This window comes from Rhizobium sp. SL86 (assembly GCF_026672545.1).
Classification (GTDB): Bacteria; Pseudomonadota; Alphaproteobacteria; order Rhizobiales; family Rhizobiaceae; genus Neorhizobium.
This window is the reverse complement of the sequence record NZ_JAPPRJ010000001.1, coordinates 2,359,245-2,375,104: the sequence shown is the minus strand read 5'-3', so window position 1 is coordinate 2,375,104 and position 15,860 is coordinate 2,359,245. Positions and strand designations below refer to the sequence as shown.

Below are 15,860 nucleotides of genomic sequence, written 5' to 3'. Positions count from 1 at the left end.
TGGACTATACGTCCCTTTCGCATCACTCCGCCGCAACGCCCATGCGCATGCGTTCCATTTCCTCCAGCGCACGGCGGTACTCGACCGGCATGACCTTGCGGAACTTCGGACGGTACTCGCTCCAGCGATCCAGGATCTCCTTGGCACGGTTGGAGCCCGTGTAGTGGAGATGGTTGGAGATCAGCTGGTAGAGGCGCTCCTCATCGTGGCGGGTCATGTCTTCGGAAACGTCCACACGTCCCTTGTGCATGATGTCGCCGCCATGGTGATGCAGCTTCTCCAGCAGTTCGTCCTCTTCCGGCACCGGCTCGAGTTCGACCATCGCCATGTTGCAGCGCTTGGCGAAATCGCCGCTTTCGTCCAGCACATAGGCGACGCCGCCCGACATGCCGGCTGCGAAGTTGCGGCCCGTTTCGCCGAGCACCACCACGATGCCGCCCGTCATGTATTCGCAGCCATGGTCACCCACGCCCTCGACGACGGCAATCGCACCGGAGTTGCGCACGGCAAACCGTTCGCCGGCCACGCCGCGGAAATAGCACTCGCCGGTGATCGCACCGTAGAGCACGGTGTTGCCGACGATGATGGAGTGCTCTGCGGCGAGCTTCGAGTTTTCCGGCGGGCGCACGATGATGCGGCCACCCGAAAGACCCTTGCCGACATAGTCGTTACCGTCGCCCACCAGATCGAAGGTGATGCCGCGGGCGAGGAAGGCACCGAAGGACTGGCCGGCCGTGCCACGCAGCGTGACATGGATCGTGTCGTCCTTCAGCCCCTTGTGACCCCAGCGCTTGGCAAGCGCCCCGGAGAGCATCGCGCCGGCCGAACGGTCGACGTTCTTGATCGGCACTTCGAAGGCGACCGATTCCTTGCTTTCCAGCGCCGGCATCGACTTTTCGATCAGCTTGCGATCGAGAATGTCGTCGATCGGGTGCTTCTGGCGTTCGGTCCAGTAGGTTGCTTCCTTCGGCGCTTCCACCTTGTGGAAGATCCTCGAGAAATCGAGACCCTTGGCCTTCCAGTGCGCCAGCATCTCATCCTTCTCGAGCAGTTCCGAGGCGCCGATGATCTCGTCGAGCTTGGTGAAACCGAGCGAGGCGAGGATTTCGCGCACCTCTTCCGCCACGAAGAAGAAGTAGTTGATGACGTGCTCCGGCGTGCCCTTGAAGCGCTTGCGCAGGACCGGGTCCTGGGTCGCAACGCCCACGGGGCAGGTGTTCAGATGGCACTTGCGCATCATGATGCAGCCGGCGGCGATCAGCGGCGCGGTGGCGAAACCGAACTCGTCGGCCCCGAGCAGCGCACCGATGATGACGTCACGGCCGGTCTTCAGGCCACCATCGACCTGCAGCGCGATGCGCGACCGAAGACCGTTCAGCACCAGCGTCTGCTGGGTTTCGGCAAGGCCGATTTCCCAAGGCGAACCCGCATGCTTCAGCGAGGTGAGCGGGGATGCCCCCGTGCCGCCGTCGAAGCCGGCAATGGTGATGTGGTCGGCGCGTGCCTTTGCAACACCGGCGGCAACCGTTCCAACGCCCACTTCCGAGACCAGCTTGACCGAGATGTCGGAGGTCGGGTTGACGTTCTTCAGGTCGAAGATCAGCTGCGCCAGGTCTTCGATCGAATAAATGTCGTGGTGCGGCGGCGGCGAGATGAGGCCAACGCCCGGCGTGGAGTGACGGGTCTTGGCGACCGTCGCGTCCACCTTGTGGCCGGGCAACTGGCCACCTTCGCCGGGCTTGGCACCCTGCGCCACCTTGATCTGCAGCATATCGGCATTGACGAGATATTCCGTCGTCACGCCGAAGCGGCCCGACGCGATCTGCTTGATGGCCGAACGTTCCGGGTTCATCGAACCGTCGAGCAGCGGCAGGTAACGATCGCTTTCCTCGCCGCCTTCACCGGTGTTCGACTTGCCGCCGATCCGGTTCATGGCAATGGCGAGCGTCGTGTGCGCCTCGCGGCTGATCGAACCGAAGGACATGGCCCCCGTCGAGAAGCGCTTGACGATATCGACCGCCGGTTCGACCTCATCGATGGAGACCGGCTTTCGGCCCGCCTCTTCCGCCGACTTGATCTTGAACAGGCCACGAATGGTGTTCATGCGCAGCGCGGTCTCGTTCACCATCGCGGCGAATTCGCGGTAGCGGTCCTGGCTGTTGCCGCGCACGGCGTGCTGCAGCGAGGCCACCGCATCCGGCGTCCAGGCATGGCTTTCGCCGCGCATGCGATAGGCATATTCGCCGCCGATATCGAGCGTCGACGCGAGGATCGGATCCTTGCCGAAGGCTGCCATGTGGCGGGCAACGGTTTCCTCGGCAATTTCCTTGAGGCCGACACCTTCGATGGTGGTGGCGGTGCCGAAGAAATACTTGTTGACCAGCTCTGAGGCGAGACCGATCGCGTCGAAGATCTGCGCGCCGCAATAGGACTGGTAGGTCGAGATGCCCATCTTGGACATGACCTTCAGGATGCCCTTACCGACAGCCTTGATGTAGCGGTAGACCACTTCGTTCGCATCGACTTCCTTCGGGAATTCGCCGCGGGCATGCATGTCCGTCAGCGTGTCGAAGGCGAGATACGGGTTGATGGCCTCGGCACCGAAACCGGCAAGGCAGCAGAAGTGGTGGATTTCGCGCGGCTCGCCCGATTCCACGACGAGGCCGACCGAGGTGCGCAGGCCCTTGCGGATCAGGTGATGGTGCACGGCAGCCGTCGCCAGCAGCGCCGGGATCGCGATGCGGTCCGGGCCGATCTGGCGGTCGGAGAGCACGATGATGTTGTAGCCGCCCTTGACGGCCGCCTCCGCGCGTTCGCACAGACGGTCGAGCATTTCCGGCATGCCTTCGGCGCCGCGCTCCACATCATAGGTGAAGTCGAGCGTCTTGGTATCGAAATGGTCTTCCATGTGGCCGATGGAACGGATCTTTTCGAGATCGCCATTGGTCAGGATCGGCTGGCGCACTTCCATGCGCTTGGCCTTCGCCATGCCTTCATGGTCGAGAATGTTCGGGCGCGGGCCGATGAACGACACGAGGCTCATGACGAGTTCTTCGCGGATCGGGTCGATCGGCGGGTTCGTCACCTGGGCGAAGTTCTGCTTGAAATAGGTGTAAAGCAGCTTCGACTTCGACGACATCGCCGAAATCGGCGTGTCGGTGCCCATCGAGCCGATGGCTTCCTGGCCGGTCGTCGCCATCGGCGACATCAGGATGCGCGTGTCTTCCGAGGTGTAACCGAAGGCCTGCTGGCGATCGAGCAGCGACACGTCGCGGCGCAGCGCGCGCGGCTCAACCGGCTTCAAGTCTTCCAGGATGATCTGGGTGCGATCCAGCCAGCTGCGATACGGATGCTTGGTGGCAAGCTCGCTCTTCACTTCCTCGTCGGAAATGATGCGGCCCTTTTCCATGTCGATCAGCAGCATCTTGCCGGGCTGCAGGCGCCACTTCTTGATGATCGTCTCTTCCGGAACCGGCAGAACGCCGGCTTCAGACGCCATGATCACCCGGTCGTCGGAGGTGACGACGTAACGGGCCGGACGCAGACCGTTGCGGTCGAGCGTCGCGCCAATCTGCTTGCCATCGGTGAAGGCAACGGCTGCCGGTCCGTCCCACGGCTCCATCAGGGCGGCATGGTACTCGTAGAAGGCCTTGCGTTCCGGGCTCATGGACTGGTTGCCGGCCCAGGCCTCCGGGATCAGCATCATCACGGCATGCGCCATGGAATAACCGCCGCGCACGAGGAATTCGAGCGCGTTGTCGAAGCAGGCCGTATCCGACTGGCCTTCGTAGGAAATCGGCCAGAGCTTGGAGATATCATCGCCGAAGAAGGGCGAGGAGACCGACGCCTGGCGCGCTGCCATCCAGTTGACGTTGCCGCGCAGCGTGTTGATTTCGCCGTTATGGGCGACCATGCGGTACGGGTGCGCCAACTTCCACGACGGGAAGGTGTTGGTGGAGAAACGCTGGTGCACGAGAGCGACTGCGCTTTCGAAACGCGGGTCCGACAGGTCCTTGTAGTAGGCGCCGACCTGATAGGCGAGGAACATGCCCTTGTAGACGATGGTCGAGGACGACAGCGACACCGGGTAGAAGCCGGTTTCCTGGCCGCCGAACTGGTCGTAGATGCGGTTGGAGATCACCTTGCGCAGCAGGAACAGCTTGCGCTCGAAGTCATGGTTGGTCGCCGCGTCGCGGCCCGCACCGATGAAGATCTGACAGTGATAGGGTTCGGTTGCCGCAATATCCGGCGCCTTCGAAAGCGAAGAGTTGTCGACCGGCACGTCGCGGAACCCGAGGAACTGCTGCCCCTCTTCCGCAACCACTTCGATGATCACCTTCTTGAAGTGCTCGATCTGCTCCGGGTCACGCGGCATGAAGATGTGGCCGACCGCATATTCGCCGGCCTTCGGCAGGGTCACGCCCTGCTTCGCCATCTCTTCGCGGAAGAAACGATCCGGGATCTGCACGAGAATGCCGGCCCCATCGCCCATCAGCGGATCGGCGCCGACGGCACCGCGATGCGTCAGGTTTTCCAGTATGAACAGGCCGTCCTTGACGATCTGGTGCGACTTCTGGCCCTTCATATGGGCGATGAAACCGACGCCGCAGGCATCGTGTTCGTTGCGCGGATCATAGAGACCCTGCGCCATCGGCAGACCGGGGAAAGACGGACGAGCCGGAATGACGGCTTTCACGGTCTCGCCTTCGGCGCCATGGTGTCTTTCAGCCTTCGTCATCAATCATTCTCCTTATCGGCCGCCGGGGCGGGCAAAGGTTTAAGGACAGGGCACCGGGGCGCCCGCATCTCTCTACACAGCGCAAGTGAACCGCAGACGACAGCAACCTTCAAGGTAAAGGTTAACAGTTTCTGCGGTCTTTTTCTCAAGATTAGGACAGGAAGGCTGTCCTAGTTCCTGATTTTCTATGACAGAAATCCCCGGCGCGCGCAAGGTGTTCAAACGGAAAAAGAAAGGCGATACAGACGCATTCTGTCGCCACACAAAGCTTGCGCGTAATAAAATTTCTCATTCCCGGCATTCTTTTCCCACTTGCTGCGAGAGAACCAGGTCCGGCCCGGCCAATGCCAGTTCGCTATTGATCGGACGCCCGATCCGCTTAAGCTCTGCGGCTCCCGCTCCTATCCTCTCGCGAGTTGAATGCCATGTTTTTTGCCTCGGACAACTGGGCCGGCGCCCACCCAGCCATCAATGAACGCCTGCTGAAGGAATCCACCCGTTTCGCCGCCGCCTACGGCACGAGCGAACTCGACCAGTCGATCGAGCAGCGCTTCAACGAGATCTTCGAACGGGAGGTCGCGGTCTTCTTCGTCGCCACCGGCACTGCTGCCAATTCTCTGGCGCTCGCAAGCCTAGCCAAGCCGGGCGGCGTGGTGTTCGCCCATTCGGAGGCCCATGTGATCGAAGACGAATGCGGCGCGCCGGATTTCTTCAGCGGCATGCGCATGTCGCCGGTCGAAGGCCCGCTCGGCAAGATGGATCCGAAGCATCTCAGAAGCCGCATCGCGCGCTATCCGCAGGATGCCGTGCACCACGGCCGCGCGACTGCCGTCACCATGACCCAGGCGACCGAAACCGGCACGATCTATACACTGGACGAGATCGACACGATCGCCGCCATCGCCCACGAGCACGGCCTGCCGCTGCACATGGACGGCGCGCGTTTTGCCAATGCTCTCGTCAATCTCGGCGCAACGCCTGCGGAGATGACCTGGAAGCGCGGCGTCGATGTCCTCTCCTTCGGCGGCACGAAGAACGGCTGCTGGTGCGCCGAAGCCATCGTCTTTTTCGAACCGGAAATGGCAAAGGAACTGCCCTTCCTGCGCAAGCGCTCGGCGCAGCTCTTCTCGAAATCCCGCTTTATCGCCGCCCAGTTCGAAGCCTATCTGCAGGACGGCTTGTGGCTCGATCTTGCCCGCCATGCCAACAGCATGGCCGATCGTCTGCGCGCCGGGCTCGATGCCTCCAACAGCGCAAGACAGGCTTGGCCGACGACCTCAAACGAGGTCTTTGCCGTTATCCCGATCGAAACAATGAAGGCAGCTCATAACAAGGGCGCCAAGTTCTACGACTGGCTGGAACCGCATGACATGGTCGAACCGGTCGCCGAAGGCCATATGCTCATTCGCCTCGTCACGAGCTTTGCGACCGAACCGCAGGATGTCGACGCTTTCCTCGACGTGATCGCCGCCGGCTGAGGCGAAAACATGAAACGGCAGGGGGAGATCGCCCTCCCCTCGCCGCTCAGCCCTGCGGCGTGATGCGGTGGGCGATCAGGCTGGAGAGTGCCTCCGTCAGCGCGGCATCCGCGCCACGGCGGGAAACCAGCACGAATTCGACATCCTCCAGCACCGACAGGCGCCCGCCCGTCACTTCACGAAGGCCTTCGGGAGCCATGCTGCGCGGCTGCACCAGAACCCCCATGCCGGCGCGGGCTGCCGCCGTCAGCCCCGCCAGGCTGCCGCAGGTACAGACGATCCGCCAGGGCAGCCTCGCCCGGTCAAGCGTGTCCTGCGCCACCTTGCGGGTAATGCTTGGCTGCGGAAAGGCGATCAGCGGCACCGGATGGTCAGGGCCGACGCTGACGAGATCGGGATCACGCGCCAGCCAGACCAGCGGTTCGCGATAAAGAAGCCGGCCATGCGTCTCGCCAAGATGGCGTTTGGCGAGCACCAGATCAAGCTCGCCGACATCCTGCATCTGGTAAAGCGTGGCGCTCAGCGCCACCGTCAGCTCCAGATCCACCAGCGGATAAAGGCGGATGAAATCCTCCAGGATGCCGGTCAGCCGGTTGGCGACCACATCCTCCGAGACGCCGAGCCTGAGGCGACCGCGCAGGCGCGTCTCGCCGAACAGCGACATCACCTTGCCGTTCATTTCCAGCATGGCACGCGCATAGCTCAACAATGCCTCGCCCTCCGTCGTCAGCTTGACCCGGTGTGTGGTGCGGTCGATCAGCTGCCGCCCAAGGCTCCGTTCCAGCCGCTGGATATGATGGGTGACCGTAGATTGGCCGATGCCGAGCTGCTCCGCGGCAAGCGTGAAGCTGCCGGTCTCGTGCAGATGCAGAAACGTCGTCAGATGCGTGAGATTGAGCATTCATCAAGCTCTTCGATAACTGTTAGTCTTTGCATTCTGCTTCATGATGCGGCAGGCAACAAGGTAGAACCTTTTCGACTGGATCTGCCATGCGCCGTTTTCTGCCCGACACCTTCACGCTTCTGTTGCTCTGCACCGTCCTGACGGCATCCTTGCTGCCGGCCCATGGCGTCTTCGCGCAGTACTTCGGTTATGCGACCGACTGTGCCATCGCGCTGCTGTTTTTCCTGCACGGTGCCCGGCTGTCGCGCGATGTCGTGGTGGCGGGCGTGCTGCACTGGCGCCTGCACCTGACGATCCTTGCCGTCACCTATGCCGTGTTTCCGCTTCTCGGCCTGGGCCTCGGTTACATTCCGGAGACGATCCTGAGGCCGGAACTCTATGTCGGCATCCTGTTCCTCTGCGTGTTGCCCTCCACCGTCCAGTCCTCGATCGCCTTCACCTCGATTGCCGGCGGCAATGTGCCGGCCGCCATTTGTTCGGCCTCCGCCTCAAACCTGTTCGGCATGTTTTTGACCCCGCTTCTGGTTGGCCTGTTGATGACGACGAGCGGCAGCAGCGGCTTTTCGCTCGATGCGCTGGAAACCATCGTGCTGCAGCTGCTCGCACCCTTCATCATCGGCCAGATTCTGGAGCCCTGGATCGGCACATGGATCCGCTCGAAGAAGAAACTGCTCACCCCCGTCGACCGCGGCTCGATCCTGATGGTCGTTTATCTGGCCTTTTCCGAATCCGTGAACGAAGGCCTGTGGCAGACGTTTTCTATCCGCGACATCGGCGTCGTGATCGCGCTCGACGCGGTGCTTCTGGCTCTGGTGCTGTGCATCACCATGTTCGGCAGCCGTCTCTTGGGTTTCAACAAGGAAGACGAGATCACCATCACCTTCTGCGGTTCGAAGAAGAGCCTCGCCTCCGGCGTGCCCATGGCGGGCGCGATCTTCGCCGGCCAGACCATTGGCGCGATCGTGCTGCCGCTGATGCTCTTCCACCAGATCCAGCTGATGGCCTGCGCGGTGATTGCGCAGAAATACGCAAAGCGGCTCGCCAAGACGCCGGTGCCGGCCCCCGCCGCCGCCTGACCAGACGAAAAAGGCCTCTCCCGGAGGGGAGAGGCCCTGTGAAACATCTGTCGAGACGGCGGGAGGTCAGTTGACCTTCTGCGGATCCGGCTGCGCCTCGATCGTCTTCGGCGTGCTGACGGCATCGGCGGCAATCGCAATGCGACGCGGCTTCAGCGTTTCGGGAATGTTGCGCAGAAGATCGATGTGCAGAAGGCCGTTCTTCAGCGAAGCGGCGCGAACCTCCACATGGTCGGCGAGCTGGAAGCGGCGCTCGAAGGCGCGCTTGGCAATGCCACGATAGAGATATTCGGTTTTTTCTGCAGTCTCGTCTTCGGACTTCTCGCCTTTGACGGTCAGCATATGGGCATGCGCCTCAATGCTGAGTTCCTTCTCATCGAAACCGGCCACCGCCATGGTGATGCGGTAGGTGTTTTCGCCGGTACGTTCGATGTTGTAGGGCGGATAGGTCTGGGCCTGCTCCGGCTGGCCGACGCCGTCCAGCATCGAAAAAAGACGGTCGAAACCGACGGTCGAGCGATAGAGCGGCGAAAAATCAATGTGACGCATGGTGTCCTCCTTGAAGCGACGTTTGCGGTTTTCTCATCTCAAGCCCGTGCCCCGACTGGCGACACCGGCTCCTGTCATCCGGACCCTTGCGGCGTCCGTGACCATGAGATGGGAGTTCGAAAATCCGGCTTCAAGACCCTCGAATGAAGAAGAGGCGAGACGTGTTTTCCGGGCCATGAACCGCAGCTGAACCGGCGATTGCGGTTCCGTTCAGCGAGCTTGCCGTAAGAACTGTCCCTGCCGGTCGGATCTGCCGCCGGCGGCCGGAGCAGGTCCCTTCGCTTCGGTTCGCGATCCTTTGCCGGCATGGGCTTTAAACACCCTGCCGGCTTTTTTCTTTGACGGAACGGACGGCAGATCCTATCGCTTTGACCATTGAGGGAGCGCGGCTGATCCATGGACGACATCCTTTTCTCGACACCCGACAACCCCGTGCCAGAGAACCATACGGCCGGTTATTTCGAAGGTGCCCGGAAGACGAAGCTGAGATATGCCCTCTTCCGCTCGGAAGTGTCTCCCGCCCGCGGCACGATCGTGCTGCTGCAGGGGCGCAACGAGTTCATCGAGAAATATTACGAGACGATCCGCGACCTGAATGCCATGGGCCTGTGGGTTGCAACGTTCGATCTGCGCGGACAGGGCGGGTCGGACCGGCTGCTCAAGAACCGCCGCAAGGGCCATGTCCGTCGTTTTGCCGACTACGAACGCGACCTCGAACTGTTCCTGGAAAAGGTCGTGCTGCCGGATGCGCGCCTGCCCTTCTTTATCCTGGCCCATTCGACCGGCGCGCTCATTGCGCTCGCGGCTGCGCCCCGTCTGGCGAACCGCGTCGATCGTATGGCGCTGGCCGCCCCCTTTGTCGGCCTCACCAACCAGTCGATGTCGGAGAACGCAATCCGCAGACTGTCCGCCCTCTTCTCTTTCACCGGGTTTGGCCAGAAATCGATGGGCGAGGACAGCAGCCAGCGTCCCTTCGACGGCAATCCCCTGACGGGTGACCGGGCGCGCTTCGAACGCAATGCCGCCGTGATTGCCGCCCGGCCGGATCTGACGATCGGCGCACCGACCGCGCGCTGGCTGCACGAGACGCTGACGGCCGCCACCCGCATCTCGCAGCAGGCGCATCTGACGCACATCACCATCCCGACGCTGATCCTGGCACCGATGCGGGATGGCGTGGTGCCCTACATCGCGCAGGAAACCCTGTCGCGGAATTTCCGTGCCGGCCAGTTGATCACGATTACCGGCGCCCGCCACGAACTCTTGCAGGAGCGCGATATCTACCGCGCCCAGGTGCTGGCGGCGATCGAGGCCTTCATGCCGGGTTCCGACCCGATGCCGGAGGTCGCCGAATCGGCAGCATGACCTGCTGCTCTTCTCCTCAGGAGAGCAGCGCCCTTGCCTCGTCATAGACGGCGCGGCAGCCGGCAGCGATGATATTGCCGCCCTGCTCCGGACGTCCGCCGTCCCAGGTGGTGATGATGCCGCCGGCCTGTTCGATGAGCGGGATCAGCGCGCCGACATCGTAGGGTTTCAGATTGTTCTCGACCACCAGATCGACGTGTCCGCCAGCCAGAAGCGCATAGGCATAACAATCGACGCCGTAGCGGAAGAGCCGAACTTTTTCCTCGACCGAACGATACCGGACAAGATCCGGGCCCTCGAAGATGTGTGGCGAGGTTGTGAACAGCACCGCATCAGACAACGAAGCGCAGTCGCGCACGCGGATCTGTCGCTCGCCATCCGGCCCGCGATACCAGGAGGCGGAGCCATCGGCAAAATAACGCTCGCCGGTAAAGGGCTGGTCCACCATGCCCATGTGTCCGCGACCTTTGGAATAGAAGCCGATCAGCGTTCCCCAGACCGGCACGCCGGAGATGAAAGCGCGTGTGCCGTCGATCGGATCGATCACCCAGACATGCTCCTTGTCGAGCCCGAAGCTTTCATGCTCCTCGCCAAGCATTCCGTGATCGGGAAACTCGGCCGTCACCAGATCGCGTATCGCGAGTTCCGCCGCCCGGTCCGCTTCCGTCACCGGATCGAAGCCGGAAGCGAGCTTGTTGGTCACCGAGGTACCCGTGCGAAACCGTGACAGCGTCTCCTTTTTGGCGGCATCGGCGAGGCGGTCGAAAAAGGCGCGATCTGGCAGCATTGCGGTCCATCCTGTTGGCGAGGGTTCCTCTTTCTAGTCGATCGGCATGGATCGGCAAGCCGGGAGCCCAAAGAAGAATGTGCCTGAAGAATAATCAACTCGATTCACTGCTTGACAATTGTGCAGTGCGATCGTAGGGTCAACTTACAGTCTTTTGACTGTAAATACCCTCCTTGGGTGTTTCCTCCCTAGACTTAGCCGCGCCATAGGCGCGGTTTTTTTTGCCAGCACGGCACACACGCGCCGGCACGCAAGCGGCCCGACACAGGCAATCGGCTTTCGGGAAAATGGAAAAGTTGGCTATTCGGCCGCCAGCGTCGCATCCAGGCTGAAATCGGCGGCGAACTCCACCATCCGGCGCATGAAGGTGGAAAGCGCAGCCGCCACCAGGTCGAATTCCGGCTTCTTGTCGAGCGTCATCTCGTCCACATAAAGCGCACGGTTCACCTCGATCTGCAGCGCATGCAGCCCGCGCACCGGACGGCCGTAATGTTCGGTGATGAAACCGCCGGCATAGGGTTTGTTGCGCACGGCATTAAAGCCCATGTCTTCCAGGACATGCAGCGCCGCCCGCGACAGTTCCGCCGAGGCGCTGGTGCCGTAACGGTCGCCGATGATGAAGTCGGGGCGCAGATCCGAACCGGACAGGCGGATATTGCCGGGCATCGAATGGCAATCGATGAGGATCGCCAGCCCGAAGCGCGCATGGGTGCGGGCAATCAGCCGTCTCAGGCAGGCATGATAGGGTTTGTAGATCGTCTCGACGCGGGCAAGCGCCTCGCTCACCGGCAGCCGGTGCCGGTAGATCTCCATGTTTTCGGCAACGATGCGCGGAACCGTTCCAAGACCACCGGCGACCCGCATGGACCCGATATTGGCATAGGACGGCAGCGCACTGTCGAACATGCGGGGGTCAAGTTCGTAAGGCTCCCGGTTGACATCGAGATAAGCACGCGGGAAATGCGCAACAAGCAGCGGCGCGCCGAACAGCGGCGCATCGGCAAACAGTTCGTCGACGAAATGGTCTTCCGAGCGGCGGATGCCGAGCGCATCAAGGCGCGACGATTCGAGGAAGGCCTGTGGATAAGTTCGTCCGCTATGCGGCGAGTTGAAAACGAAGGGGATGGTCTGCGTGTCAGGCTCCCGCACCTCGAAGGGATCAAAATCGCCCGTCACCCAATCCATGCGGTCTTTACCATGTCGCGAACTCGTTGATTGGCCATGTTGCCAGTTGCACGGTTGGAAGTCCATACTATCTCAAGCCCTACAACGGACGCAGAATGCCTGCCATTCACCGCTTTTTTACTGCGGCATGGCTAGTGTGAGAGCCTCCGGAACCATGAAAACCCAAAAACGGTCCTGATGATGCAAAAAATCCTTCTCGCCGAAGATGACAATGATATGCGCCGCTTCCTGGTGAAGGCGCTGGAAAAGGCTGGTTACAAGGTGACGTCCTTCGACAACGGAGCGAGCGCCTATGACCGCCTGCGCGAGGAGCCTTTCTCCCTGCTGCTGACGGACATCGTGATGCCGGAGATGGACGGTATCGAACTGGCCCGCCGCGCCACCGAACTCGACCCGGACCTCAAGGTGATGTTCATCACCGGCTTTGCCGCGGTTGCTCTCAATGCCGATTCGAAGGCTCCGAAGGACGCCAAGGTCCTCTCCAAGCCCTTCCACCTGCGTGACCTCGTCGACGAGGTGAACAAGCTTCTCGCCGCCTGAGCCCGGTTTTTCGGGCTTTCTCATGCGACTTTAAAAAAAGCGTCACATGAGAGAAAAAAGCGGTTGACGGGTCGGCCGATTTTATGGTCTATCCGCCGCCACGGAAGGGCGTGTAGCTCAGCGGGAGAGCACTACGTTGACATCGTAGGGGTCACAGGTTCAATCCCTGTCACGCCCACCATTCCATTCTAAACGTTGAGAAATCCGCTTCGGCGGATTTCTCCGTTTTAGGGCCTGAGCATGGTCCGGCACAGGACATTGCCTCACTTCAACGATAAACGAATCAGTCCGCAGGCGATGTAATTGTCCACCGCCTTGCCTATCTCCCGTTCAGTCTGGCCAACCGGGAGAATGGATATGGGTCTTTTTGACAGCCTGCTGGGACACGGATCGAGCGTCGATCCGGCGGATCTGAAAAAACGCCTCGATGGCGTTCTGATCGAGGGTGAACAGCCGCAGCTGGCCTTCCGGATCGTGCGGGATTTTTTCGTTTTCACCCAGCATCGCCTGATCCTGGTCGACATCCAGGGCATGACCGGCAGCAAGGTGGAATATACCACCATCCCCTACCGCGCGATCACCCGGTTTTCGGTCGAGACCGCCGGCACCTTCGATCTCGATTCGGAACTCAGGATCTGGGTTTCGGGCAGTTCAACGCCCATCCAGCGCACACTCGGCAAGGGCAGCGATGTGCGCGGCATCCAGCGGGCGCTCGCGACCGGCATCTGCCGATAGGGCAAACGCTGATGGCGGAGTGACCTCCCGAGGATCACCCCGCCATCCGGCCTCACCAGCGATCCGGCGGGCCCCAGTGCCGACGCGGGGGCGGACCCCAGCCCCAGGACGGCGGTGGCGGTGGTGGACGGTAACGCGGCGGCGGCGGACCCCAGCCCCAATCACGGTCACGATGGAAATGACGGGGCGGCGGGCCGCGCCTCGGCACACAGTCTCCCCAGCGGTTCAACCGCCAGCCAGGGCCGCAGGCCCAGTCGACCTTCTGCACCAGGTCGCCTTGAACGGGAGACGGTAGAACCGTCCGCTCGGCACGGGGTTGGGCGTTGGCCGAGAACGCACCCGCAACCAGCACGGCAGCGGCAATCAGAAGAGTCTTCATGGTCAGACCTCGACGTGTTCGATGATCCGATCCTGCGCGGTTGCGCCTGAACCGAGGCTGAATCTGCCGTTCATGAAGAGGAAGGGCTTGCGGCGGTATCCTCGACACGTCGCCACCACGGAATGCCGGCTGTCCGGCGCCTTGAAACATGCGGGTTCCGGCCCATTTCCGGCCTTGCATGAGACGTCCAAGTCTGCTTCCAGACGTGGCATTGAGAAACACAACGGGCCGCCGGGCTCATCCTGTGAAAGGGATGACCCGGCTTCTGCCCATGGCAGATGTTCGGATTGATAATGCGTTCGGTAAAGACCCTATCCCCGGTAGCCTTGCTCAAAGCGCTGCAGGCCCGGGCGAAACTGGTGAAGAAAAAGGCCTTTGCCCGCGGCAGTGAGATCGGTCTCATCCTATCCAGCATCGCGATCGGCCTTGCCGCCGGTGCAGCCGTCAGCGGCATGAGCTGGATCTCGCGTGCCATGCACAACCTCATCTTCGGCATCGAAATGTCCGAATGGCTGAGTGCCTCCGAGATCGAGAACAAGACGGTCGTGCTGATCGCGCCCGTGTGCGGCGGCATCCTTCTCGGGCTCTTTCTCTTTATTCTGGCGCGCCGGCGCAAACGCCAGATCGTCGACCCCATCGAGGCCAATGCGCTTTATGGCGGTCGTATTTCGCTGACCGACAGTTTCATCGTGGCGGCGCAGAACCTGATCTCCAACGGTTTCGGTGCTTCGGTGGGGCTGGAGGCCGGTTACACCCAGCTGTCTGCCGGCATCGGCTCAAAGATCGGCACGAAGCTGAAGCTGCGCCGCGAGGACATGCGTATCCTCGTCGGCTGCGGTGCGGCCGGTGCCATTGCCGCGGCCTTCAACGCCCCGCTCACCGGCGCCTTTTACGCCTTCGAACTGATCATCGGCACCTACAGCATGGTGGCACTCGCCCCCGTGGTGATCTCCGCGATCATTGCCACCTTCGTCGCACGCGCCCTTTCCGGAAACAGCTTTGTCATCGAAGTCGGCGAGATCGGCGTCATCACCCCGGCCGATTACCTGCCCGCCATCCTGCTTGGCGCGATCTGCGCCGTCATCGGCATCGTCATCATGCAAGGCGTCGCCTTCATCGAGGAAATGGCGCGCAAAAGCTCGATTCCGCCCTATGTGCGGCCCGCGCTCGGCGGCATCATTGTCGGCCTGCTTGGCATGGTGACCCCGCAAGTGCTCTCCGCCGGCCACGGTGCGCTGCACCTCAACCTCGACAGCGACGCACCGGTGAAGATCCTGATCGGCATCTTCCTGCTGAAATCCCTGGCGTCCGCCGTCTCGATCGGCTCCGGTTTCCGCGGCGGCCTGTTTTTTGCCTCACTGTTCATGGGGTCGCTGCTCGGCAAGATTTTCGGCATGCCGGCCGACCTCATCACCACCGGCTCCCTGACACCGACCGTGCTGGCCGTCGTCGGCATGAGCGCACTTGCGGTCGCCATCATTGGCGGTCCGTTGACCATGACCTTCCTGGCACTGGAAATCACTGCCGACTTCCCGATCACCGCGCTGGTGCTCGCCGCCGTCATCACCTCGTCGGTGGTCGTGCGCACCACCTTCGGTTATTCCTTCGCCACCTGGCGTTTCCACCTGCGCGGCGAAAGCATTCGCAGCGCCCATGATGTCGGATGGATCCGCAACCTGACGGTGGACAAGATGATGCGCGCCGATGTGAAATGCGCGCGGCTGGGCACAGGCCTCGACGCCTTCCGCGAGACGTTTCCGCTCGGTTCGGCCAAACGCGTCATCCTGCTCGACGACAGCGACCGGTATGCGGGCATCATCTCGCTTCCCGATATTTATGCGGATGAAGCGGAAGCCACCCGGCCACGCACGAGCCTGGTGGAATTTCTCAGCCACCAGAACGATTTCCTGCTGCCACAGATGAATGCGCGCCAAGCCGCCGCCATCTTCGACCAGAGCCATGCGGAGGCGCTGGCGGTGGTCAACAACCTGATCGAACGCAAGGTGATCGGCCAGTTGAGCGAAGCCCACACGCTGCGTCGTTACAGCGAGGAACTGGACCGCCAGCGGCGCGAGGCGGTCGGCGAGGTCACCTGAAAACCGACGCCCGGGCGGAAGGCACCGG

12 protein-coding genes and 1 tRNA gene are annotated in these 15,860 nt (G+C 61.9%); 7 read left to right on the top strand and 6 right to left on the bottom strand.

What is annotated here, in order from left to right:
- Window positions 1-22: 22 nt before the first annotated feature.
- The gene (gltB, locus tag OU993_RS11625) at window positions 23-4,738 is read right to left on the bottom strand and encodes a glutamate synthase large subunit (RefSeq protein ID WP_268157193.1); all 4,716 of its coding nucleotides are present in this window, start codon (window positions 4,736-4,738) and stop codon (window positions 23-25) included.
- A 425-nt stretch (window positions 4,739-5,163) separates the two neighbouring features.
- Here gltB and OU993_RS11620 point away from each other — a divergent pair, with 425 nt between their 5' ends.
- Window positions 5,164-6,216: a threonine aldolase family protein gene (locus OU993_RS11620; RefSeq protein ID WP_268157190.1), complete on the top strand. Its 1,053-nt coding sequence runs from the start codon at window positions 5,164-5,166 to the stop codon at window positions 6,214-6,216.
- Between the two features lie 46 nt (window positions 6,217-6,262).
- On the opposite strand, the gene OU993_RS11615 is transcribed toward OU993_RS11620, so the two are convergent.
- The gene (locus OU993_RS11615) at window positions 6,263-7,117 is read right to left on the bottom strand and encodes a LysR family transcriptional regulator (RefSeq protein ID WP_268157189.1); all 855 of its coding nucleotides are present in this window, start codon (window positions 7,115-7,117) and stop codon (window positions 6,263-6,265) included.
- An 89-nt stretch (window positions 7,118-7,206) separates the two neighbouring features.
- Here OU993_RS11615 and OU993_RS11610 point away from each other — a divergent pair, with 89 nt between their 5' ends.
- Complete coding sequence (locus tag OU993_RS11610) at window positions 7,207-8,196, top strand: bile acid:sodium symporter family protein (protein WP_268157187.1); 990 nt, start codon at window positions 7,207-7,209, stop codon at window positions 8,194-8,196.
- 66 nt (window positions 8,197-8,262) lie between these two features.
- On the opposite strand, the gene OU993_RS11605 is transcribed toward OU993_RS11610, so the two are convergent.
- Window positions 8,263-8,745 (bottom strand): Hsp20 family protein, encoded by a 483-nt coding sequence (locus OU993_RS11605; RefSeq protein WP_268157186.1) that lies wholly within the window; start codon window positions 8,743-8,745, stop codon window positions 8,263-8,265.
- Between the two features lie 396 nt (window positions 8,746-9,141).
- Here OU993_RS11605 and OU993_RS11600 point away from each other — a divergent pair, with 396 nt between their 5' ends.
- The gene (locus OU993_RS11600) at window positions 9,142-10,110 is read left to right on the top strand and encodes an alpha/beta fold hydrolase (RefSeq protein ID WP_268157184.1); all 969 of its coding nucleotides are present in this window, start codon (window positions 9,142-9,144) and stop codon (window positions 10,108-10,110) included.
- A gap of 16 nt (window positions 10,111-10,126) precedes the next feature.
- Here the strand turns inward: OU993_RS11600 and hisN are convergent, their stop codons facing one another.
- Both hisN and OU993_RS11590 read right to left on the bottom strand, forming a co-directional pair.
- Complete coding sequence (hisN, locus tag OU993_RS11595) at window positions 10,127-10,897, bottom strand: histidinol-phosphatase (protein WP_268157182.1); 771 nt, start codon at window positions 10,895-10,897, stop codon at window positions 10,127-10,129.
- A gap of 300 nt (window positions 10,898-11,197) precedes the next feature.
- A complete protein-coding gene (locus tag OU993_RS11590; protein ID WP_268157180.1) occupies window positions 11,198-12,082 on the bottom strand; it encodes an N-formylglutamate amidohydrolase in 885 nt (294 codons plus the stop codon).
- 177 nt (window positions 12,083-12,259) lie between these two features.
- On the opposite strand from OU993_RS11590, the gene cpdR1 reads away from it, so the two are divergent.
- The 3 genes from cpdR1 to OU993_RS11575 all read left to right on the top strand — a co-directional run bounded on the left by cpdR1 (window position 12,260) and on the right by OU993_RS11575 (window position 13,357).
- Window positions 12,260-12,622: a response regulator CpdR1 gene (gene cpdR1, locus OU993_RS11585; RefSeq protein WP_165217739.1), complete on the top strand. Its 363-nt coding sequence runs from the start codon at window positions 12,260-12,262 to the stop codon at window positions 12,620-12,622.
- Between the two features lie 106 nt (window positions 12,623-12,728).
- Window positions 12,729-12,803: transfer RNA gene (locus OU993_RS11580), tRNA-Val, on the top strand.
- A 176-nt stretch (window positions 12,804-12,979) separates the two neighbouring features.
- Entirely contained in the window at window positions 12,980-13,357 is a 378-nt protein-coding gene (locus OU993_RS11575) for a PH domain-containing protein (RefSeq protein ID WP_268157179.1), read from the top strand.
- Window positions 13,358-13,409: 52 nt separating this feature from the next.
- Here the strand turns inward: OU993_RS11575 and OU993_RS11570 are convergent, their stop codons facing one another.
- Complete coding sequence (locus OU993_RS11570; protein ID WP_268157178.1) at window positions 13,410-13,736, bottom strand: GCG_CRPN prefix-to-repeats domain-containing protein; 327 nt, start codon at window positions 13,734-13,736, stop codon at window positions 13,410-13,412.
- A 293-nt stretch (window positions 13,737-14,029) separates the two neighbouring features.
- Between OU993_RS11570 and OU993_RS11565 the strand changes: the two genes are divergently transcribed.
- Complete coding sequence (locus OU993_RS11565; protein ID WP_268157177.1) at window positions 14,030-15,832, top strand: chloride channel protein; 1,803 nt, start codon at window positions 14,030-14,032, stop codon at window positions 15,830-15,832.
- Window positions 15,833-15,860 lie beyond the last annotated feature (28 nt).